This window comes from Butyricimonas synergistica DSM 23225, from assembly GCF_000379665.1.
Taxonomy (GTDB): Bacteria; Bacteroidota; Bacteroidia; order Bacteroidales; family Marinifilaceae; genus Butyricimonas; species Butyricimonas synergistica.
The window spans coordinates 224826-243703 of sequence record NZ_KB903359.1 but is presented as its reverse complement, the minus strand read 5'-3'; the positions used below and the strand labels follow the sequence as shown (position 1 = coordinate 243703).

General features: G+C 49.5%; 17 protein-coding genes and 1 pseudogene. 5 read left to right on the top strand and 13 right to left on the bottom strand.

From position 1 onward, the window contains the following. Positions 1-28 precede the first annotated feature (28 nt). Entirely contained in the window at positions 29-271 is a 243-nt protein-coding gene (locus tag A3CY_RS0101060; RefSeq protein WP_148375528.1) for a hypothetical protein, read from the top strand. A 4-nt stretch (positions 272-275) separates the two neighbouring features. Here the strand turns inward: A3CY_RS0101060 and A3CY_RS0101055 are convergent, their stop codons facing one another. The 4 genes and pseudogenes from A3CY_RS0101055 to A3CY_RS0101040 form a co-directional block, all read right to left on the bottom strand. Further along, on the bottom strand, positions 276-866 hold the full coding sequence (locus A3CY_RS0101055; protein ID WP_018336026.1) for a LutC/YkgG family protein: 591 nt from the start codon (positions 864-866) through the stop codon (positions 276-278). A 118-nt stretch (positions 867-984) separates the two neighbouring features. After that, the gene (locus A3CY_RS0101050; RefSeq protein ID WP_026207172.1) at positions 985-2352 is read right to left on the bottom strand and encodes a lactate utilization protein B; all 1368 of its coding nucleotides are present in this window, start codon (positions 2350-2352) and stop codon (positions 985-987) included. A gap of 17 nt (positions 2353-2369) precedes the next feature. Beyond that, the gene (locus A3CY_RS0101045) at positions 2370-3107 is read right to left on the bottom strand and encodes a (Fe-S)-binding protein (RefSeq protein WP_018336024.1); all 738 of its coding nucleotides are present in this window, start codon (positions 3105-3107) and stop codon (positions 2370-2372) included. Positions 3108-3149: 42 nt separating this feature from the next. Continuing rightward, a pseudogene (locus A3CY_RS0101040) lies at positions 3150-3300 on the bottom strand (L-lactate permease); the annotation flags it as partial. 183 nt (positions 3301-3483) lie between these two features. Between A3CY_RS0101040 and A3CY_RS0101035 the strand changes: the two are divergent. Both A3CY_RS0101035 and smpB read left to right on the top strand, forming a co-directional pair. After that, the gene (locus A3CY_RS0101035) at positions 3484-4071 is read left to right on the top strand and encodes a YIP1 family protein (protein WP_018336023.1); all 588 of its coding nucleotides are present in this window, start codon (positions 3484-3486) and stop codon (positions 4069-4071) included. Between the two features lie 4 nt (positions 4072-4075). After that, positions 4076-4525, top strand: coding sequence for an SsrA-binding protein SmpB (gene smpB / locus A3CY_RS0101030; protein ID WP_018336022.1), 450 nt, complete (start codon positions 4076-4078; stop codon positions 4523-4525). Here the strand turns inward: smpB and A3CY_RS22800 are convergent. Genes A3CY_RS22800 through A3CY_RS22795 form a run of 3 tightly spaced genes read right to left on the bottom strand, consistent with a single transcriptional unit; the run spans position 4510 to position 5117 of the window. Further along, on the bottom strand, positions 4510-4650 hold the full coding sequence (locus A3CY_RS22800) for a hypothetical protein (RefSeq protein ID WP_155828148.1): 141 nt from the start codon (positions 4648-4650) through the stop codon (positions 4510-4512). The two genes, smpB and A3CY_RS22800, sit on opposite strands and share 16 nt — an antisense overlap. A gap of 42 nt (positions 4651-4692) precedes the next feature. Next, positions 4693-4851, bottom strand: coding sequence for a hypothetical protein (locus A3CY_RS0101025; protein ID WP_155828147.1), 159 nt, complete (start codon positions 4849-4851; stop codon positions 4693-4695). Further along, positions 4806-5117 carry a hypothetical protein gene (locus A3CY_RS22795; protein WP_155828146.1) on the bottom strand — a complete coding sequence of 104 codons (312 nt, stop codon included), beginning with the start codon at positions 5115-5117 and terminating at the stop codon, positions 4806-4808. The genes A3CY_RS0101025 and A3CY_RS22795 overlap by 46 nt, the downstream gene beginning before the upstream one ends. A 772-nt stretch (positions 5118-5889) precedes the next feature. Between A3CY_RS22795 and A3CY_RS22790 the strand changes: the two genes are divergently transcribed. After that, complete coding sequence (locus A3CY_RS22790) at positions 5890-6027, top strand: hypothetical protein (RefSeq protein ID WP_155828145.1); 138 nt, start codon at positions 5890-5892, stop codon at positions 6025-6027. 133 nt (positions 6028-6160) lie between these two features. Here A3CY_RS22790 and glgP read toward each other — a convergent pair whose 3' ends face one another. The 5 genes from glgP to A3CY_RS0100985 form a co-directional block, all read right to left on the bottom strand. Then, complete coding sequence (glgP, locus tag A3CY_RS0101010) at positions 6161-10405, bottom strand: alpha-glucan family phosphorylase (RefSeq protein ID WP_018336018.1); 4245 nt, start codon at positions 10403-10405, stop codon at positions 6161-6163. A gap of 5 nt (positions 10406-10410) precedes the next feature. Further along, positions 10411-11760, bottom strand: coding sequence for a glycoside hydrolase family 57 protein (locus A3CY_RS19975; protein ID WP_018336017.1), 1350 nt, complete (start codon positions 11758-11760; stop codon positions 10411-10413). 98 nt (positions 11761-11858) lie between these two features. Beyond that, positions 11859-13175 (bottom strand): glycosyltransferase family 4 protein, encoded by a 1317-nt coding sequence (locus A3CY_RS19970; protein ID WP_051082660.1) that lies wholly within the window; start codon positions 13173-13175, stop codon positions 11859-11861. Between the two features lie 34 nt (positions 13176-13209). Continuing rightward, positions 13210-15156: an amylo-alpha-1,6-glucosidase gene (locus tag A3CY_RS0100995; RefSeq protein ID WP_018336015.1), complete on the bottom strand. Its 1947-nt coding sequence runs from the start codon at positions 15154-15156 to the stop codon at positions 13210-13212. A gap of 274 nt (positions 15157-15430) precedes the next feature. Next, positions 15431-17413: an alpha-amylase family glycosyl hydrolase gene (locus tag A3CY_RS0100985; protein WP_018336014.1), complete on the bottom strand. Its 1983-nt coding sequence runs from the start codon at positions 17411-17413 to the stop codon at positions 15431-15433. 459 nt (positions 17414-17872) lie between these two features. Between A3CY_RS0100985 and A3CY_RS0100975 the strand changes: the two genes are divergently transcribed. Next, positions 17873-18490, top strand: a complete 618-nt coding sequence (locus A3CY_RS0100975) for a WbqC family protein (protein ID WP_018336012.1) — start codon at positions 17873-17875, stop codon at positions 18488-18490. Positions 18491-18494: 4 nt separating this feature from the next. Here A3CY_RS0100975 and A3CY_RS0100970 read toward each other — a convergent pair whose 3' ends face one another. Beyond that, positions 18495-18869 carry a hypothetical protein gene (locus tag A3CY_RS0100970; protein WP_026207169.1) on the bottom strand — a complete coding sequence of 125 codons (375 nt, stop codon included), beginning with the start codon at positions 18867-18869 and terminating at the stop codon, positions 18495-18497. Positions 18870-18878: the final 9 nt, after the last annotated feature.

Here is an 18878-nt window from a genome sequence, read left to right as displayed (position 1 = left end):
CAACTTGCCCAAAGTAAATAACAAATTTATGGAAAAGACAAAAGCGCTCAAGAACAGAAAACTATTCGGCATTGCCGCTATCCTATTGCTCTGCGTCGGCATCGTCCACGTGGGTTACCAAATCATACAAATTGCAGACCACCCGGAATGGGGAGCTCCATGGTATTTTGCCCTGTTCTCGCCCGGCATAGTTTATCTTTTCCCCTTGCTCGTGTCCTTCGCCGCCTATCGCTTCTTCTTGAAAGAGGCGGGGAAGAAGGAAGAAGAATAAATAATTATAAAGGAGGGTGCTGAAGAATCACCGTCACCCCTCTTGCCCCGTGAGCCCCGATGACTAGAGCCTGCTCGATATCGGCAGTCTTCGAGGGACCGGCGATAAAGCACCCGTAACCGTAATCATCAAAATCGGGGCGGGCATAAGCCTCATGCATATTATTCACCAACTCATTACGATCCAGCAAAACCACCAGCGCCTCGGCGATAAAAAACAACGCTTTATAACGGGTATGTTGATTAATCCACACCATCCCGTTTTCCAGCACCCCGAACTCTCCTCGAATCACCCCCACATCCGTGCCGTTCAACTCCCGGGGATCATCCAGTTTATCGGGATTCACCGTTGCACAAGTAACCTCCGGCAAATTGGAAGCGATCGTCTTCGCCTCCGGGTACGCCTTCCGGATAGCCTCGTTCACGTCCTGCCCCTTTTCCAGCAACACGTAATTCGCCCCCACCGCTTTCAGAATCTTCTCGAACTGCACCAGCGGTTCGGGAAAAGTCAACGGTGTAAACGTCATCTCCGGACGTTCCACCTGATCGACGCCATGCGCCTTTATCCTTGCAAATATTTCTTCTTTACTACCCATAACCTAATTTTAGATTTTAAATTTTAGATCTTAGATTAAAAAACTCTCGACAGACAATAACAAGAATACTCGTAAACTTCAATTATTCAATTTAAAATTTACAATTTAAAATCTAAAATCATTTCATTTTTCCTTTCTTCCACATTGCATTAAATGTTTCTTCGGCAAATTGTGGTAATTCCCGCCCGATACCCCACGCGTCGAGGCTGTTATATAGCACGAAGCGAGGCATTTTCTCCGCAATCCGTCCGGCTTTTATTGCCGGGTAGAACAGACCGGGATGCTCCATCACGAACTTCATGCCCTTTTCCATGAACTTCTTCGACGGGGCGGCAAGATGCAGCGGTGCCAGATTCTGCCGCCACTTGTAGATTTGCTCCGCCAAGTCGATCTTCACCGGGCACACGTTCGAGCAGGAATAACACAGCGAACAAGCCGACACGTTACCCGAGTATTTCTCCGGAGACTTCAGCATCCCCAGGTTTATCCCGACCGGTCCCGGGATAAAATAGGAGTAAGAATACCCGCCCGTACGGCGGTACACCGGGCACGTGTTGATACACGACCCGCAGCGGATGCACTTCAACATATTCACGTGTTCCGTGCAAGCCAGGATATCAGAACGCCCGTTATCCACGATCACCACGTGCATCTCCTGCCCCTCCACCGGTTTCTTGTAATGCGAGGTATAAGTCGTCGAGGGTTGCCCAGTCGCCGAACGAGCTAGTAAACGAATATACAACGACAACGCCCCGTAATCCGGGATCACTTTCTCCAATCCCATGATGGCGATATGCACCTTCGGGAAAGAAGTACCCATATCGGCATTCCCCTCGTTCGTGCAGACCACGAAAGCCCCCGACGAAGCCACGGCAAAATTGACCCCCGTCATGGCAATATCCGCATGCAGAAACTTTTCCCGCAAAGCAGCACGAGCGGCATGCGTCAGGTAAGTCGGGTCACTGTTCCCCGGCTCCGTGTGCAACTCCTTCTCGAACACCTTTCCCACCTCCTCCCGCCTCACATGAATAGCGGGAAGCACTATATGGCTGGGCGGCATCCCCATCAACTGCATGATCCGTTCCCCCAAATCCGACTCCACGGCATCCACTCCCCGAGCCTTCAGGTAGGGCGTCAATCCACATTCTTCCGATAACATTGACTTACTCTTCACCAAGTTTTTACCCCCGTGTTTCTGTATGATCTCGTACACGATACGGTTATGCTCCTCGGCATCCTTCGCCCAATGCACGTGTATCCCGTTCGCCGTGGCGTTCCGCTCGAACATATCGAGGTAATACGCCAGATTACTGATCGTGTGCCGCTTCATCCGGCTAGCCATCTCCCGCAATTCCTCCCACTCGGACACATCATGCGCCATCTTATCCCTTTTCTCCCGGACGAAATAGAGTGCCTGGTCATGCCACGCCGTCCTCTCCCTATCCGCGATAAACTTCTTGGCTGCTTTCGCGTGTGAACTCATAATATATAGATTTACATTATTTACAAACCATTACTTAATATCTCCGCCACGTGTATCGTCTTGATCGGCAACTTCTCCCGGCGAATGATACCTTCCATGTGCATCAGGCACGAACTGTCGGCTCCCGTGATGTATTCCGCCCCGGTAGACATATGGTCATGCACCTTGTCCTGCCCCATACACACGGATGTCGCCGCTTCCTCCACTGCAAACATTCCCCCGAAACCACAGCACTCGTCCACCCGTTTCGGCTCGAACACCTCCACGTCCTTCACCAGCGACAACAGATCCTTCAACTTCGAATAGCGAGGGATCACCAGCTCGCTCGGCGACGACAAGTGCAACAACCGCTCGCCGTGGCAACTGTTATGAATGCTCACCTTGTGCGGGAAACGGGCATTCAGCTTTTCGACCTTCACCACGTCGTGCAGGAACTCGCAAATCTCAAATATCCGGCTGCTGATACAAGCGTGTTCCTCCTTGTGCAGCAACGTCGGGTAATGCTCTTTCACGAAAACCACACAACTTGCCGAAGGCCCCACCACGTAATCATACTTCTCGAACAACCGCTCCATCCGTTCCGCCAACTTCGCGGAATCCTTCTGGAAACCTCCGTTCGCCATGGGTTGCCCGCAGCACGTCTGATCCAGCGGGTAATCGACATCCAATCCCAGCGACTTCAATAACTTGTACGACGCTACTCCCACGTTCGGGTAGATCGCATTAATATAACAGGGTATAAATAATCCTATCTTCATAATATAATAATTAGTTACAAGTTTCATTTTCCGGTTTTCCCATCACGCAAAAAAATACACCACCCCGGTAATCACCACGTAAACCAGCACGTAAGGGATAGCCGCCTTCAATGCTACCCTCCTGCCCTTGCTGGTCGCAAGCGGAAGTCGCAATGGCGATGCTCTGCGGCGATATGATCTTTCCACCCGTTGCAGCAGGCAATTCCCCGCAGCGATCGCTTTTCGCTAAACTTTCTCACGTTTAACACTAACGAAATTAAAGAAAAATATGTTACAATATTATCACGATTTATTCATTCAATATTAGAATCACAGAATCGGCAATCAATAAATCACAGAATTTATTAAATCTAAAATTAATTCGTACTTTTGCGGTATGATGAAAAGAGCGAATTTCAAGGGCATATACGCCAGAACACGGGAAATGCTGTTCCACCCGGACACTGAGTGGCAAGCCGTGAAACGGGAAGACATCGCAGGAGCCGAAGTCTTCCGGGGATACCTCGTACCCCTAACCCTAACCAGTTCCGCCTGTACCCTAGTTTTACAGCTATTGCACACGCCCCCCCTCTACGCCCTCTTGACAGCCGCCATCACCTTCGCTACCTCCGTTGGCGGGGCATACCTCACGTACCGCATCACCCGCGAATACCTCACCGACAAGATCGCCGAAGCCAACAACGTGGCACTCCGGCTGTCGGTCTACTGTTCGGCAATATTCATCGTGTTCCATTGCCTCTCGGAAGGAATGCCCGACGGCTTTTTCAGCCAGTTGCTGGGCTTGCTCAGCCTGCTTTGCCTCCGCACGCTCTACATCGGGATAAACCAAATGAGCCGTCTGAACGTACAACTCCGCAAGAGTACCCTTATCATAGCGGGGCTACTGCTCGTCGTATCGCCGATGATTATCCAGCGGTTGCTCATGCTCCTGTTCAGGGTACCTACCATCACGCTTAATATATAAAAGTATGCAAAACGACATCAACATAAAGAACAAAAGAGCCTCCTTCGACTACGAGTTTCTTGAGGAATACACCGCAGGCATCGTATTAACGGGGACGGAAATCAAATCCATCCGTGCCGGGAAAGCCAGCCTCGTCGACGCCTACTGCTATTTCCACAACGGGGAACTGTGGGTAAAAGGGATGTACGTTGCCGAGTACAAACTGGGCACCTACTACAACCATATTGAACGCCGCGACCGCAAGCTCTTGTTGCAACACAAAGAACTTGTCAAACTCGAACGCAAGACGAAGGAAAGCGGACTCACCATCGTGCCCGTCCGCCTCTTCCTCAACGAGAAAGGATTCGCCAAACTGCGCATAGCCCTTGCCCGAGGCAAAAAAGAGTACGACAAACGTGAAACCCTCAAGCAGAAAGATGCCAAACGAGAAATGGATCGCTACATGAAACGATAATACCTGCATCCCGAGAACGCTGTTCCGTCCGCCCGCCGCAAACACCACGTTTCGCCTCTCTTGTAAATAATCAAATTTCCCTTCTTGCCACGCAAGACGTCATTTATAAAATCTTCTATTCTCATAAAGTAAAAAATTAAAAAGAGAGGTGTGTTAAAACACACCTCTTAATTCCCGCTCTCGATATTCACGTGCAAAGTATCGGACGCCATCTTGCCGTCCGCCCTCACCGCAAAAGCGTACGCTTCAATACTCTCCGCCTTCCACGCCCCCGGGATCGTCACCGACGTGGAGCCACTCTCGCCACTCTCGCGAAGCGCAACCAAGCGACACAATTTCTGCTCCTTTTCAAGCAGGACACCATACACCCGATCATCCGGGTAACAATTCGAGTCCACTTCCATCCCCGTTTGCGAGAAAAAATACCTAATTCAGCAAACTTCATACGCTGTTCAACAGCCTCTCCCGATTTTGATTTTTTACCGGGAACACCTTTTTTACGGGCGATATTATCACCCTTCCAGAAATAATACGTGGTTCCACCAACAGCCCCCTTGTAACCTCCAGCGAGGTCAGGATAAATCTTTGCCATATTAAAATTATTTTGACAAAATTATTATTACCCCCCTCAATCCTTCAACCTCTTCTCGCATGTCGAGCCCCCGCACCATCTACAAATTTTATTCTATTTCCAAATTTAATAACAACCAAGCAAAAATTTAAAGGTGCCCTTCCCGTGCAAAACGCTTGTAAAAATTTTATCTAAAAAAAATTAATCTCCCGCACGAACCCATTCTCTCAACAGTAAAATCAATAACTCGTGATCACTATATCTTTAATTTTACACTGCAAATATACATCATTATTTTTAATATTCCAATAAATAATAATAAAAATTCAATAATTTTATCCATAATACTATTTTTTATCCTCGTGAACCATTATGAACTTGATCGATACATCACCTTTGTCATACATTCGCGTATTAATTCACAAATAAATACACATACAGTATAAAAAACTTGACTTTATTATTGATTGCTGGTCTCGCTCTTTTCATGAGCAGTTGTTCCACGCTTAGTAAAACAACCAACGTGGCGAAAAACACGAACACAGACGTTTTATCAACCCGATCGGTGCGTCTCTAGATTTGAACAACGTTCAAAAAATTTCAGGCGAAGCACAAGCCTGGTACTTCTTATCGTTTAGGGTATGGGGAGACAAAAAGTACACGGAAACATCACAAGAAGGTGCCGCTTCCGTGTTTAAAGGAAGGACCTTGAAAGTTCGTTCGGCAGCCTTATACAAGGCGCTGGAGGGAAAAGACTACTGATGTCGTGCTAAGCCCGCGCTACAATTCAAGAATGAAAAGCATCTTGTTCGGTCTAGTAAAACGTTACCAAGTAAAAGTGAATGCTTACGGCAGCAAGATCAACGAATTCAAACACCGCAACCCGGGAGAAGAAGACTTTGACATCATGTTCTACAACCGCAAACGATAAACCTTTTAAAACTTTTCTTTAATAACTTGAAGGAGAGGTGTGTTTCGGCACACCCTCCTTTTTCTACCGGACAGACATATAAGATTTCCAACACGTCAAATCTAATAAAAAACCGCCTCACCACCAACTCCCTCTATACCCACTTCACCAAGGCAAAGTCCTGCCTGTGTGGTAACAATATATTCTTCGGGAATATCCGTAAGCCTAGCATGAACTGCCCGGGATCATCCGGAGTTACCTCTATTGAGTAGAGCGCCTTGCCATTCTCGAAAGACACGGGAACGAACTCCTGCGTAAAGCAAACTTCAAGATTCTCGTCTTTCTTCATCATAGCAACCAACTCGATACCAACATCATCAATAGACAACTCGCCCAAATCGAGGGTGACTTTCGCCTGATAGGATTTACCGAGAGAAATGATCTGTTTAGATTTATCCGGCAATATCAAACCGTCCACTTGCACGGAGTCCCATTCACGGCTGACCTTCTTCTTCCACTCCGCGATTTGGTTCGCCACGGCATAGTTGTTCTCGCGCAAACGGTGATAGCGGCGGGACATGGGAAGGTAGAACTTCTCCTCGTAGTCCGTCAACATCCGGTTGGACGTGAAGTTAGCCGCCACCTTAGCGATTGTGTTCTTGATGTATCCCGACCACGAAGCGGAGATACCGTCGGCAGCCCGGTCATAGAAAGCAGGAGCGATCTCCGATTCAATGATATTGTATATCATCTCCGAATCCAGTTCATTTTGGAACTCTTGATTCTCGTAGGCTCTTTCCATCGGCAATGCCCAACCGGCATCCTTTTGGTAACCTTCTACCCACCAACCGTCGAGTACACTGAAATGCATTACCCCGTTCATAGCGGCTTTCTCGCCACTGGTACCGGAAGCCTCCTGCGGGCGGGTAGGCGTGTTCATCCACACATCCACCCCTTGCACCATCAAGCGTGCCAAATCCATATCGTAATTCGGCAGGAATAGTATCTTACCCAAGAACTGCGGATATTTCGATACTTCCACGATCCGTTTAATCAGATCCTGTCCCGCTTGGTCGGCAGGATGCGCTTTCCCAGCGAAGATAAACTGCACGGGACGATCCGGGTCATTCACTATCTCATTCAGACGATCGAGATTACGGAACAACAGGTGCGCCCGCTTGTATGTCGCAAAACGACGGGCAAAACCGATAGTCAGAATATCATCCCGCAGGGTGTCCTGTATATCAACAATCTGCTTCGGGGTAAAATATGCCGTGACTTGTTCGTCAGCCAAACGATGTTTGATATGACGAATCAATCGACGGCGCAACACGCTCCGCACCTCGCTAATCATCGAATCGGGCACTTGATAAATGCCCTCGAAGCAAGCCTTGTCGTAATGGTGAGTCTTAAACTTCTCACCGAACACGCTCATCTGTATCTTTTTCCACTCGGGAGCCGCCCAAGTCGGGTAATGCACCCCGTTTGTCACGTAACTGATGTGCAATTCCTCCGGCATATACCCGGGGTATAGCCCCTTGAATATATCCCGGCTTACCTTGCCGTGCAACCAGCTCACGCCATTCACTTCCTGCGACAGGTTTGCCGCAAGGAAACTCATGGAAAACTTCTCGTTCGGGTCGTTCGCATTCACCCGTCCCAATGCCAACAACTGCTCCCACGTGATCTTCAACCGATCGGGCACGAACCAAAAATAAGTCTTCAACATTCCTTCCGAGAATGAATCATGCCCGGCAGGCACCGGCGTATGGGTCGTGAACAACGAAGAAGCACGAACCACCTCCATCGCCTCCGCAAACGAAAGTTGCCCTTCAGAAACGTATTCCCGCAAACGCTCCAAACCGATAAACGCAGCGTGTCCCTCGTTGCAATGATAAACGTCCGCATCAATACCTAATCGGCGCAAAGCCCGGATACCACCGATACCCAATAATATCTCCTGTTTCAACCGATTTTCCCAGTCGCCCCCGTACAGGAAATGCGTGATACTGCGGTCAGCCTCCTGATTGTCCTCGTAATCGGTATCCAACAGGTAAAGCTCTACCCGTCCCACGTTCACCTTCCAGATTCGGGCATACACCTCCCGTCCCGGGAAAGTAAGACTGATCGTCAACCAATTGCCATTGGCATCGCGAGCCGGAGTAACCGGTATTTTCGTGAAATCCTGAGCCTCGTACTCCGCCTCCTGATTCCCGGCAGACGAAAACTTCTGCGTAAAGTAACCGTAACGATACAACAAACCGACACCCGTGATCTTCGTTTTCTTGTCACTTGCCTCTTTCAGGTAATCCCCGGCAAGAACTCCTAAACCACCGGAATATATCTTCAACGATGAATGTAACCCGTATTCCATGCTGAAATAAGCGATAGAAGGTTCACTCATCTGCTTCTTCTCCTCCATATACTCCGAGAACTTCGCATATACAGATGTCAGACGTGCCACGAATTCCTCATCATTCTCCAACTCTTTATAACGGTTCAAGGAAATCTTATCCAACAAGGCTATCGGGTTATGGCGGGTTAGCATCCACTGCAACGAATCGATGCTTTTGAACAACTCGACAGCTTCCTCGTTCCAGCACCACCAAAGATTGTTTGCCAGCTCTTCCAACGCCCTCAGACGTTCCGGGATGGAACGGTGAATAATCACCGATATCCAGTTCGGCGTGGTCGAGACTGTCTTCTTCTCGATAAACGACCATTGCTCCTCCTCCACGATCCGGAGTTCGGCAATACGCTCGTTCACCTTGTTTGTCGCCATACGGTAGGCATCCCTGTAATAAGAAACCAGATTCTCCCACAAGGCAATCTTGGAAACCTCCTTCGCATTCTTGCAGATCGCTTGAAAATCCCGTTTATTCATGGCAGCCACCTCTTTGATCTTGTCGGCAATCTTCTGCACCACCTCCTCGTTGTTCCGGTCGTCCCGATAGATAACCTCGATTCCCGGGTGCGCCTTCTTGTAATAGGATTCCACCCACAAGCCGAACCCCGCCAACGTGGTCGTAATGGTCGGCACCTTGAACGCCAGACTTTCCAACGGCGTGTAGCCCCACGGCTCATAATACGAGGGGAATACCGTCAAATCCATACCCACGAGCAGGTCGTAGTACGGCATATTGAATACCCCGTCGTTCCCGTTCAGGTAACTCGGGGAGAAAAATACCTTCACTTTGTCTTCCGTCCGGTTCAACAGCTGTTCCTCGCCCAGTTTCTGTAACACGGGATCATTCTGCGGGTCAGACAGCTCATGCGTCACGTATGGCAACACAGTTTCCACCGCTTGATAGGGACGTTCCAAATTGTTCACCAGTTCCCGGTTCACCCCCTTGTATCCCGCCGGTACCAGGATGAAAGCGAGCACATTCCGTTTGTTCTCCCCGTTCCGGTTCAAACGCCCGAGAGCCTCTATAAACACATCGATTCCCTTGTTTTTAAACTCGTATCGCCCACTGATACCCACGATCAAGGCATCTTCAGCCATCGCCTTGCCCAATTGTGCTTGGGCTACTTTCAACAACCGATCCCGTCCTTCTTGGCGTTTCTTCGGATAGTTTGCCTCATCCGGGACAAAACTATTCTCGAAGCCGTTCGGGGTAACTATATCCACTTTCTTTCCAAGGAAATGGTCGCACTCCAATGCTGTGATGTCGCTCACCGTCGTGAAGGCATCCGCCCATTGCGCCGACTTACTTTCCAGCGACTGTTTTGCTACCACTCCGAAACGGCGAGCCGTTTCCATCGGGTCGTACTCCTTCATCGGATCATACAGCGGCAATCCGTTGCCGGCGATACTACGCCCCAACACCGTGGCGTGCGTGGTAAACACGCAGCCGATCTGCGGCATCACGTCCCGCAAGTAGAGCAAACCGCTTCCGGTCATCCACTCGTGGAACTGGGCGATCACCTGCTGGCGAGCCGACACGTGATAACGCACGAAACTCTCGATCACCTTGCCTGCCGTGAAACCGAACAGCACGGGTTCTATGTAATCCCATTGACCCGTGATTGAATCTATCTGAAACTTCTCCCAAAAAGAAGTCAGTATCTGGTCTTTCTGTGGGATAAACGAGGTAAAATCCACGAGGATCACCACGGGATTGCCCGCTATATTCCAACGTCCCACTTTTATACGCAGTCCCTCCTGAGCAGCCTTCAACCTCCATGATTTAAACAGATGGGGGTCTTCCGTGAACTCGGGGTTCGGCACGTCATACCGCCACACGTCGGGTCCGATCAGTATATGGTTGTTCTTGAATTCCCCGGCCATACTCAACACCTTCGTTGAGATCACCGTGTGTATACCTCCAACCTTATTACACACTTCCCAGCTTACCTCGAACAAATAGGCGGGATTTTTCAATTCCAAATTGTTCATACTTTTTAATGTTTTGACTTAACTTTTTTCTCCTTAGCGTCCACCTTTTTTGATGTCTTCGCGGCACTTTCAGCACTTTTCACACGAGGAGCCCGAGTCGTTTTCTTAGGTTTCACGGGGTTTTCCTCGTTATCGGTGTCCTTTTCATCTACAAGTATACGCTTTTTTTCCATATCTTCCACCCGCAAGATAACATCACTTAACACATTCATGTAATTTATGAATGCCTCGTAAGGGGTTTCATAAGGAGAAATGTAACGATGGAAATCGTTGTCCGAGAACAATTTTGTCCTCATATAATAGAAATGGTCACTCGACTGCAACCGCGCGTAATCTTTATCCAAAACCGGATCATTCAAAGCCCTCACGCGGGACTGTATCTTGAACAACTCCTCGAAAGCCTCCGTCTGCAACTCGTTACCCATCCAGCTGGTAATATCTTTCTCCTCGTCCGACCACGAGATCGGATACGGCACGTGCAACGGCGCCACGGGCTGGTGTTTCTTCACCGCCTCGTTCGGGGTCAGGAATTCAAAATCCGTCATCGAGAATATATATTCGGGCAACGACCTCATGAATTCAAAGATACCCGTTTCCGCCGGTTGGTTTTCACCGAACGTCTCGTAGTTCATAAAGAGGTTCACGATCTCGCTGTCTTTTGCACTATCATTCAGCCAGCGGACATACTTATCCGCAGTAATCGGCCACTCGCCCCACTCCCGTTCGCCAAAACGCATCGAGAGGTCATCGCTCAACCGGGAATTCTTCAACAACAATTTCAGTTTCGGGTTCGCCGCATTCGTGTACAGGAAATTCGGACTCTTCCAACCTAACACGTGTTTCGCTCCATCCGTCAACATGGCTTCAAATCCCATTGCCGCCACCCGTTCCCCGATCTGGTCGGAATAAATCAACGACGAGTTGCGCAACGTCACCGGTTTCTGCCCGAATAATTCCTGCATTCTCTCTACGTGGCGTTTTACCTGCATTTCAAACTCGTTCGTCGACGAGAGGGATGCCAGCGAATGGGGATACGTTTCCGCCAAGAACTCCACGCACCCGGTTTTGGCAAGTTCCTGAAAACTCTCGATCACTTCCGGCGTATGCAGGGCAAACTGCTCCAATGCCGACCCGGAAATGGAAAAACTAACCTTGAAGTTCTCCCCGTAACGTTTTATCATATCCATTACCAGCCGGTTCATCGGCAAATAACATTTCTCCGCTACCCGCCGGATCGTTGAACGGTTCACGTACTCGTCAAAATAATCGTGGCGCTTGCCTATATCGAAGAAACGATACCTCCTCAGTCTCACCGGTTGATGTATCTGAAAATAGAAACACAATGTCTTTCTCATAACCATACATTTTTTAATTGAGAATTGAAAATTGAAAATTGAAAATGACTTTCCCTTTCTCCCTTTCCAATAATTTATTTATTTTTTATTGTCAACTATTATAAGCCTTGTCCGGAGGACACCCGTGACCTTATCATTTCTAACGCACTTTTGTAAACCTCCGCAACCTTTAAAGCGGCATTCTCCCACTTCAGTTGGTTGACTTCTTCCAGTCCCTGTTCACCTGCCATTTTACCCAATGCGGGGTAAGACAACAAGGCGTATATGGCATCCGCCAAAGCGTCTACATCCCAGTAGTCCACCTTGATAGAATGCTTCAAGACTTCTGCCACCCCGGATTGCTTGGAGATGATCGTGGGCACTCCCGCCCTCATCGCCTCCAACGGGGATATCCCGAACGGCTCGGAAACAGAAGGCATCACATACACGTCGCTGTACGAGAACATCTTCTGCACATCGTCACCACGCAAGAAACCGGTAAAATGAAACTTCGTCGCTATTTTCAACTGAGCCACCCGCCGGATCGACCGGTTGAACAAATCGCCGCTTCCCGCCATCACGAAGCGGACGTTAGGATAACGTTTCAAGACTTTATTCGCTGCCTCGATAAAATACTCGGGACCTTTCTGGAAAGTAATTCGCCCCAGAAAAGTAACTACTTTCTCCTTCACGCCCCGTTCTACTTCGACATCCTCACGTGTCTGAAAATCCACGGCATTGTGGACGGTCACCACCTTATCGGGATCAATACCGTAACGATTAATCACGATATTCCGTGTCAGATTACTCACGGTAATCACCCGATCGGCTGCTTCCATACCTCGCCGCTCTATATCATACACTTGCTGGTTCACGTGTTCCCCGCTCCGGTCGAACTCCGTGGCGTGTACATGGATCACCAACGGTTTGCCGGAAACTTTCTTCGCCACGATCCCGGCGGCATACGTCAGCCAGTCGTGGGCGTGTATAATATCAAAATCCTGTTGCGCCGCTATCGTCCCAGCCACCATGGCGTAGCGGGCTACCTCCTCCATCAGGTTCGCCCCGTATTTACCGGAGAATTGAAACTTGTTACGGAAAGCGATATGTTCCCCGTGCTCCCCGGTTTTCACCGCCTCCGTCACCGTCTTCTCGAAAGTCTCCGGGTCAAGATAGGGCACCAGATTGGAACCGATCTCCATAAAGTTCACGTTCTGCCAATACTCGTCCAACGTCGAGTACTCGCTCATCATTTCGACATCACTCGCATTAATGATCTTTGCAACACTCTGGTCTTCATCACCACCGGCTTTCGGCATGACGAACATGATCTTGACTCCATGTTTGGCAAGACCCTTCGTCAAACCGTAGCTAGCCGTTCCCAAGCCCCCTGCAATATGTGGTGGAAATTCCCACCCAAACATCAATACTTTCATATTATATAATTTATATGTGTGGCAATGTGTAAATTCAATTTTCACATTTTCTAATTAATTCCATACTTCTCAAAACTTCTCCCACACTCCATGCTTGCGATATACTTCCATTCGGGTTATGTGGCGGATCGCCGTCGTAAACCTCGGCAATCGAGCACACCCCGTAAAGCGTCATATCTTCCTCGTACCCGTCCAGCAACTCTTTCGCCTCGGGTAAAAACTGTTTCCCGTGCAACTTCAAGTTCGCCTCGATGTACGCCCCGATCAACCAAGGCCATACCGTTCCTTGATGATAAGCCTCGTCACGACGGTTCTGGTCGCCCTCGTAATGCCCGTGATAATTCGGGTTCTTGGGCGACAACGTACGAAGTCCTTTCGGAGTCAGCAACTCCCGGGTAATCACGTTCAACACGCTTTCCTTCATGTCATCGGTAATCGGGGAATAAGCCAACGAACAAGCGAAAACCTGATTCGGTCGCACCCACAGGTTCTGCCCTTCCAAATCCACGTAGTCTGCCAAATATCCCTTCTCCTCGTTCCAGAAGGTTTCCACGAACGACTTCCGGATTAACTCGGGCATCTCTTTCCATTCTTCCACAAATTTCTTGTCTTTTTCCTCTTCCGCCAGCTTCAGCGAGTAGCACACGGCATTATACCACAAGGCATTAATCTCCACGGCATATCCAGCCCTCGGCGTCACGGGGACTCCTCGAACCACGGCATCCATCCACGTCAGTGCCTTGCCGGGCTGTGCAGCCCATATCAATCCGTTCTTATCCATGTGCAAACCGGGATTGATCCCGTCCCGGAACGCCGCCAGAATAGCTTTCATCTTATTCCCGTAAGCCTTCCATATCGCTCCCGGCTCGTTCAAAGCCTCGTCATACTGTTGCACCGCCCAAAAATACCACATCGGGGCATCGATCGAGTTGTAAGCCGCCTTATCCCCCTTGCCGATATTCGGGAACAACCCGTTGTGCAACTGTCGGGACATCGTGTCAAGCACCTCCTTGCAGGTCTTTAGATCCGGGCAAGCCGCCAGCGTCAAACCGGGCAGGGCAATAAAAGTATCGCGCCCCCAACGACCGAACCACGGGTAGCCCGCCACGACCTCCGTGTCCTTGCCGTCATGCACGATAAACTGTGAAGCCGAATACGTCAGGCAATTCTCGCAATCATCGCGTTGTTTCCGTTTCGCTTCCAGTTGTTGGAACTTGCGTTTCAACCCGGAGGTCTTCGCCTCCTCTGTCGATGCCGAGAAAATAACACTTTCCCCCTTCTTGATCGGAACCTCGAAATAGCCCGGAACAAAAAGGTCTTCCTTGTAATCATACCCGCGGGCTTTCTCCTCCAGGTACTCTATATTATAATACCAGTCCGGCACCGCCACGAACTCGTTCGCCTTGCTCAACTGCATATTCAATGCAGGAAACCCGACGTACAGCTTGGAACGGATACCGTTCTCCACTACCTCGTACTTCGTGTTCGCCATCATATTCGCTTTGCACAGTGAATGTGCGTTACGGTAAGCCAAGAATGGTTTCAACCGCAAGTACGTCTCCGAATGGGCATCCTCCAGCGTGTAACGAACCATCAATTGTGCTTCATTGTGCACCATCAATATCTCTTTTTTCAAAACGACACCTCCCACCCGGTAGGTCAACGTGAACAACGGATCGTATTCCAAATCCACGATATATTTATGCCCCCGGGGCTCGTATATTCCCGGGTATTTGTGTATGCCCAAGTTGAACTCCTGCCCGTGTTGAATGATCGTTTCATCCAGCGAGGACAACAACACGTGGTTCTCCCCGTCGAACTCCTTGATCGGCAGGACTAATAACCCGTGATATTTCCTCGTGTTACAACAGACTATGGTTGTCGAAGAATATCCCCCCGCCCTATTGGTCGAAAGCACCTCTCTTTTCAAGGAATATTCCAAGTTAACCAATTCTTCTTTGTTGAAATTCAAGTAACTCATATCTTAATTTTAGATTTGATGATTTTAGATTTCCACGCTCGTGTCAACGCTTCTTTCCTCTCTAAATTCCTATTTTTTTTATCTTTTATCTCTAAAAACTCCCCCCTTAGGGGTATTGAGCCCGAGGCAGTCTCGAATCGGCTCTCGCTCGACAAACACGGAGCAAGCTCCTGTCTGTTCTTGCTTACTCGCCGATTTCCCTCTATAAACAGAGGAAGAGCTAAAATACTTACCGTCTTCGGCTTTGTCGACGGAAGAGTTCATTTTCAATTATTCAACTTCGACGTAAAACCAGCCCCGTCCGAGCGGGTATATATAAACTCAACTGTCCCCTTCCGGGCGACACGTAACAGGTGAAATGTTCCGTCTCGGGGTTTATCCGTCCCGCCCCGTCAAATGCCTTGTCATCCGTGTCCAGTATATAAGTAAATTTTCCGGAGGGTGCATCGAACTTGTAATCCGGGAAAGACTTTTCCGGGTTGAAGTTAAAAACGAACATCACGTCCCCGCGCATAAAAATCAATATCTGCCGTTCGTTATCCCGCACCAGCGGTTCCGGGCGCCACTCGAAGATATTGTTGTCCGTCACCGCCTGTAACATTGCCTTGTCAAAGACGTTCAAAAAGCGAAAGCGCAAACTCTCGTCGTCCACGAGGCTCCACAATCGACGAGCGTGCTCGTAACTCCAACCGTTCCCTTCCCGCGGGAAATCTATCCACTCCGGGTGTCCCCACTCATTGCCCATGAAGTTCAAGTACCCGTCCGCTGCCGTACCTATCGTCACGAGACGGATCATCTTGTGAAGCGCCATCCCCCGATCGGTAATCACGCTCGTATCAAACACGCTCATCGACGAGTATATCGCCTTGTCTACCAACCGGAAGAATATCGTTTTATCACCCACCAAAGCTTGATCGTGACTCTCGGCGTAACTAATCGTGTGTTCCTCCTCCCGCTTGTTCGTCAACTCGTAGAACAGGTCTCCCACGTGCCATTCTTCATCCCGCTTCTCCTTCAGCAACTTGATCCAGTAATCCGGCGTACCCATGTTCATCCGGTAATCGAACCCCATGCCCCCGTCTTCTACCGGGGAAGCCACGCCGGGCATACCGCTCATGTCCTCGGCTATGGAGATCGCTTCCGGTGCCACTTGATGGATCACCCGATTAGCCAGCGCCAGATAAGTGATTGCATTCTCGTCCTCGTTCCCGTCGTAATACATAGAGTATTCAGTGAAATTGCGTTCTATCCCATGATCCCAGTACAACATACTCGTGATGCCGTCGAAACGGAATCCATCGAACTGAAACTCTTCCAGCCAATATTTGCAATTCGACAGCAAGAAATTCAACACCTCGTGTTTCCCGTAATCGAAACAACGGGAATCCCATAACGGGTGGCGTCCCCGTGCACCGGGATAGAAATACTGGTCTGTCGTCCCGTCAAAACGACTCAACCCTTCCAGCTCGTTATTCACCGCATGGGAATGCACTATATCCATGATTACCCGCACGCCCAAGCCATGCGCCGCATCAATCAATGCCTTTAATTCTTCCGGCGTCCCGAAACGGGAACTCACCGCAAAAAAATTAGCCACTTGATAACCGAACGACCCGTAATACGGGTGCTCCTGTACCGCCATCAGCTGGATGGTATTGTATCCCAAATCCACGATCCGCGGTAGCACGAACAGGCGAAACTCCGTGAACGTCGACACCCTCCGGTGCTCCGTCGCCATTCCGACATGAGCCTCGTAAATCAAGGGATTCTCCGCCCGCGGCGGTCTGCCGTAACGCATCCGGTAAGGTTGCGCCGGTTCCCATACCTGTGCGCTGTACACCTTCGTGTACTCGTCCTGTACCACCCGCCTCACGTGCGACGGCAAGCGTTCGCCGCTTCCCCCGTCCCACTCTACCAGCAAACGGTACAGCATCTCGTGCGCCAACGCGTCCGCCGGCAGGCGAATTTCCCAGTTCCCGCTTCCAGCTCTTGTCAGCGCGTAGTCGGGATGCTTGCGCCAGTCATTGAATTCCCCCAAGAAATAAACCGCCGTGGCATTCGGCGCCCATTCCCGAAACACCCAACCGTCCGCCACGCGGTGCAACCCGTAATAGAGGTACGAGTTACACGCATCCGCCAGCCGCGTCGTCCGGTAAGTGAACTCCCGCTCCATATCCAACACTTGCTGGTGTCTTCTCTCGATCACACCCGCGTATGGTTGTAATAATTTATCTTGTTCCTCGAGTTTTAGCATCATATATCTTTTTTTATATTTTAATCTTTCAAATAAACCGTCTTTATGTTACAATCCGGTTAGGATATTGTTACCATTAATTTACGTGGAATCATGGCTTTTGTTCTATTCGCGGGGTAAAAATTATTCTCCTTTCTTGCCTATCCCGTGAAGTCCTTTACCGAACCCGGACATTTTGTTAATTGTTTTACAAGATACAACAATCGAACCAAAAACCATACTTTTTTGGTATAAATTCATTAAAGAAGAGAAAATAATACAGATTTCCGCCCAAGTGAAAAATATTAAGCTCTTTTGCAGTTTAACGCCGCCTTAACTCCACGTGAACAGTCACTCTTGGGCATTCACAACCCGAGGAAGCCTGTTTTGCACGCCCGCAACCACACCTTGCCCAGGTATTCCTCTTGCACGGAGTCAAAATAACGCGTAACTTGCGAACCCGTAATTTGTAATGAATAAATCATGAGCAACATTCTAGTCAACACGGCATATTTTCCCCCGGTACAGTACTTCTCGGAGATCAAAGGCTGTTCGGAAATACTCGTAGAACAGTATGAAAGTTATGGCAAACAAAGTTACCGCAACCGCTGCGACATCATGACCGCCAACGGCGTCATGACCCTCTCCGTCCCCGTCGTAAAAGGAGCCTCGCTGAAGATGTTGACAAAAGACGTACTCGTGGACTATTCCACCCCTTGGCAGAAACTCCATTTCAAAGGCATCGAATCCGCCTACAAGAACTCTCCCTACTACGATTATTACATGGATAATTTCATGCCCTTTTTCGAGCGGAAAGAGAAATATTTGCTCGACCTCAACACTAAGATTCTACGTGAACTCATGGAGAACATCGGTCTTCACCGTCCCCTGTCATTCACCGAAGATTACTACCCGACCCCCGAAAACCACGAAGACCTGCGCGATGTCATTCACCCCAAGCCCTCCCGCCGCCGTGCCGAACGCCCTTTCACCCCGAAGCCTTACCACCAAACCTTCGCCGAGCGTTTTCCCTTTGTCCCGAACCTCAGCATCATAGACCTACTCTTTAACATGGGACCGGAAACAGACGGGTATCTATAAAAGTTTAACAGCGCCTGGAGGCACTGTTAAAAAAGTCCAGTACACGATCCATTTCCGTGCAACCCTCGTTGCCCAAGATAGAATCGACCATCAAGGCACAATAGTACGCATCACGCCAATAGCGGCAGGCGTACACCCGCCCGCCACCGAGGCAGGCTTCCAACGCCTCCCGGTACGCCTCCACCGCCGTGGTTTCCCGCCCCAATTCCCGGGCAAAATCACCGAGGAACATCAGTTCCCGGATCACGACATACGCCCTCCCATCCGACAACATAGCCTTCCGATACGCCCAGATAGCCGCATCTACACCCTCAGCGCTCAGCCACAACTGACCTTTTCCCGCCGCCGCCACTCTCTGACTTTTTCTTTTGTTACTCATGTATCAAAT

Coding starts and splice junctions, on each gene's coding strand:
- A3CY_RS0101060 (WP_148375528.1), top strand. CDS start 29: ATGGAAAAGACAAAAGCGCTCAAGAACAGAAAACTATTCGGCATTGCC.
- A3CY_RS0101055 (WP_018336026.1), bottom strand. CDS start 866: ATGGGTAGTAAAGAAGAAATATTTGCAAGGATAAAGGCGCATGGCGTC.
- A3CY_RS0101045 (WP_018336024.1), bottom strand. CDS start 3,107: ATGAAGATAGGATTATTTATACCCTGTTATATTAATGCGATCTACCCG.
- A3CY_RS0101035 (WP_018336023.1), top strand. CDS start 3,484: ATGATGAAAAGAGCGAATTTCAAGGGCATATACGCCAGAACACGGGAA.
- smpB (WP_018336022.1), top strand. CDS start 4,076: ATGCAAAACGACATCAACATAAAGAACAAAAGAGCCTCCTTCGACTAC.
- A3CY_RS22800 (WP_155828148.1), bottom strand. CDS start 4,650: ATGAGAATAGAAGATTTTATAAATGACGTCTTGCGTGGCAAGAAGGGA.
- A3CY_RS22795 (WP_155828146.1), bottom strand. CDS start 5,117: ATGGCAAAGATTTATCCTGACCTCGCTGGAGGTTACAAGGGGGCTGTT.
- A3CY_RS22790 (WP_155828145.1), top strand. CDS start 5,890: ATGAAAAGCATCTTGTTCGGTCTAGTAAAACGTTACCAAGTAAAAGTG.
- glgP (WP_018336018.1), bottom strand. CDS start 10,405: ATGAACAATTTGGAATTGAAAAATCCCGCCTATTTGTTCGAGGTAAGC.
- A3CY_RS19975 (WP_018336017.1), bottom strand. CDS start 11,760: ATGAGAAAGACATTGTGTTTCTATTTTCAGATACATCAACCGGTGAGA.
- A3CY_RS19970 (WP_051082660.1), bottom strand. CDS start 13,175: ATGAAAGTATTGATGTTTGGGTGGGAATTTCCACCACATATTGCAGGG.
- A3CY_RS0100995 (WP_018336015.1), bottom strand. CDS start 15,156: ATGAGTTACTTGAATTTCAACAAAGAAGAATTGGTTAACTTGGAATAT.
- A3CY_RS0100985 (WP_018336014.1), bottom strand. CDS start 17,413: ATGATGCTAAAACTCGAGGAACAAGATAAATTATTACAACCATACGCG.
- A3CY_RS0100975 (WP_018336012.1), top strand. CDS start 17,873: ATGAGCAACATTCTAGTCAACACGGCATATTTTCCCCCGGTACAGTAC.
- A3CY_RS0100970 (WP_026207169.1), bottom strand. CDS start 18,869: ATGAGTAACAAAAGAAAAAGTCAGAGAGTGGCGGCGGCGGGAAAAGGT.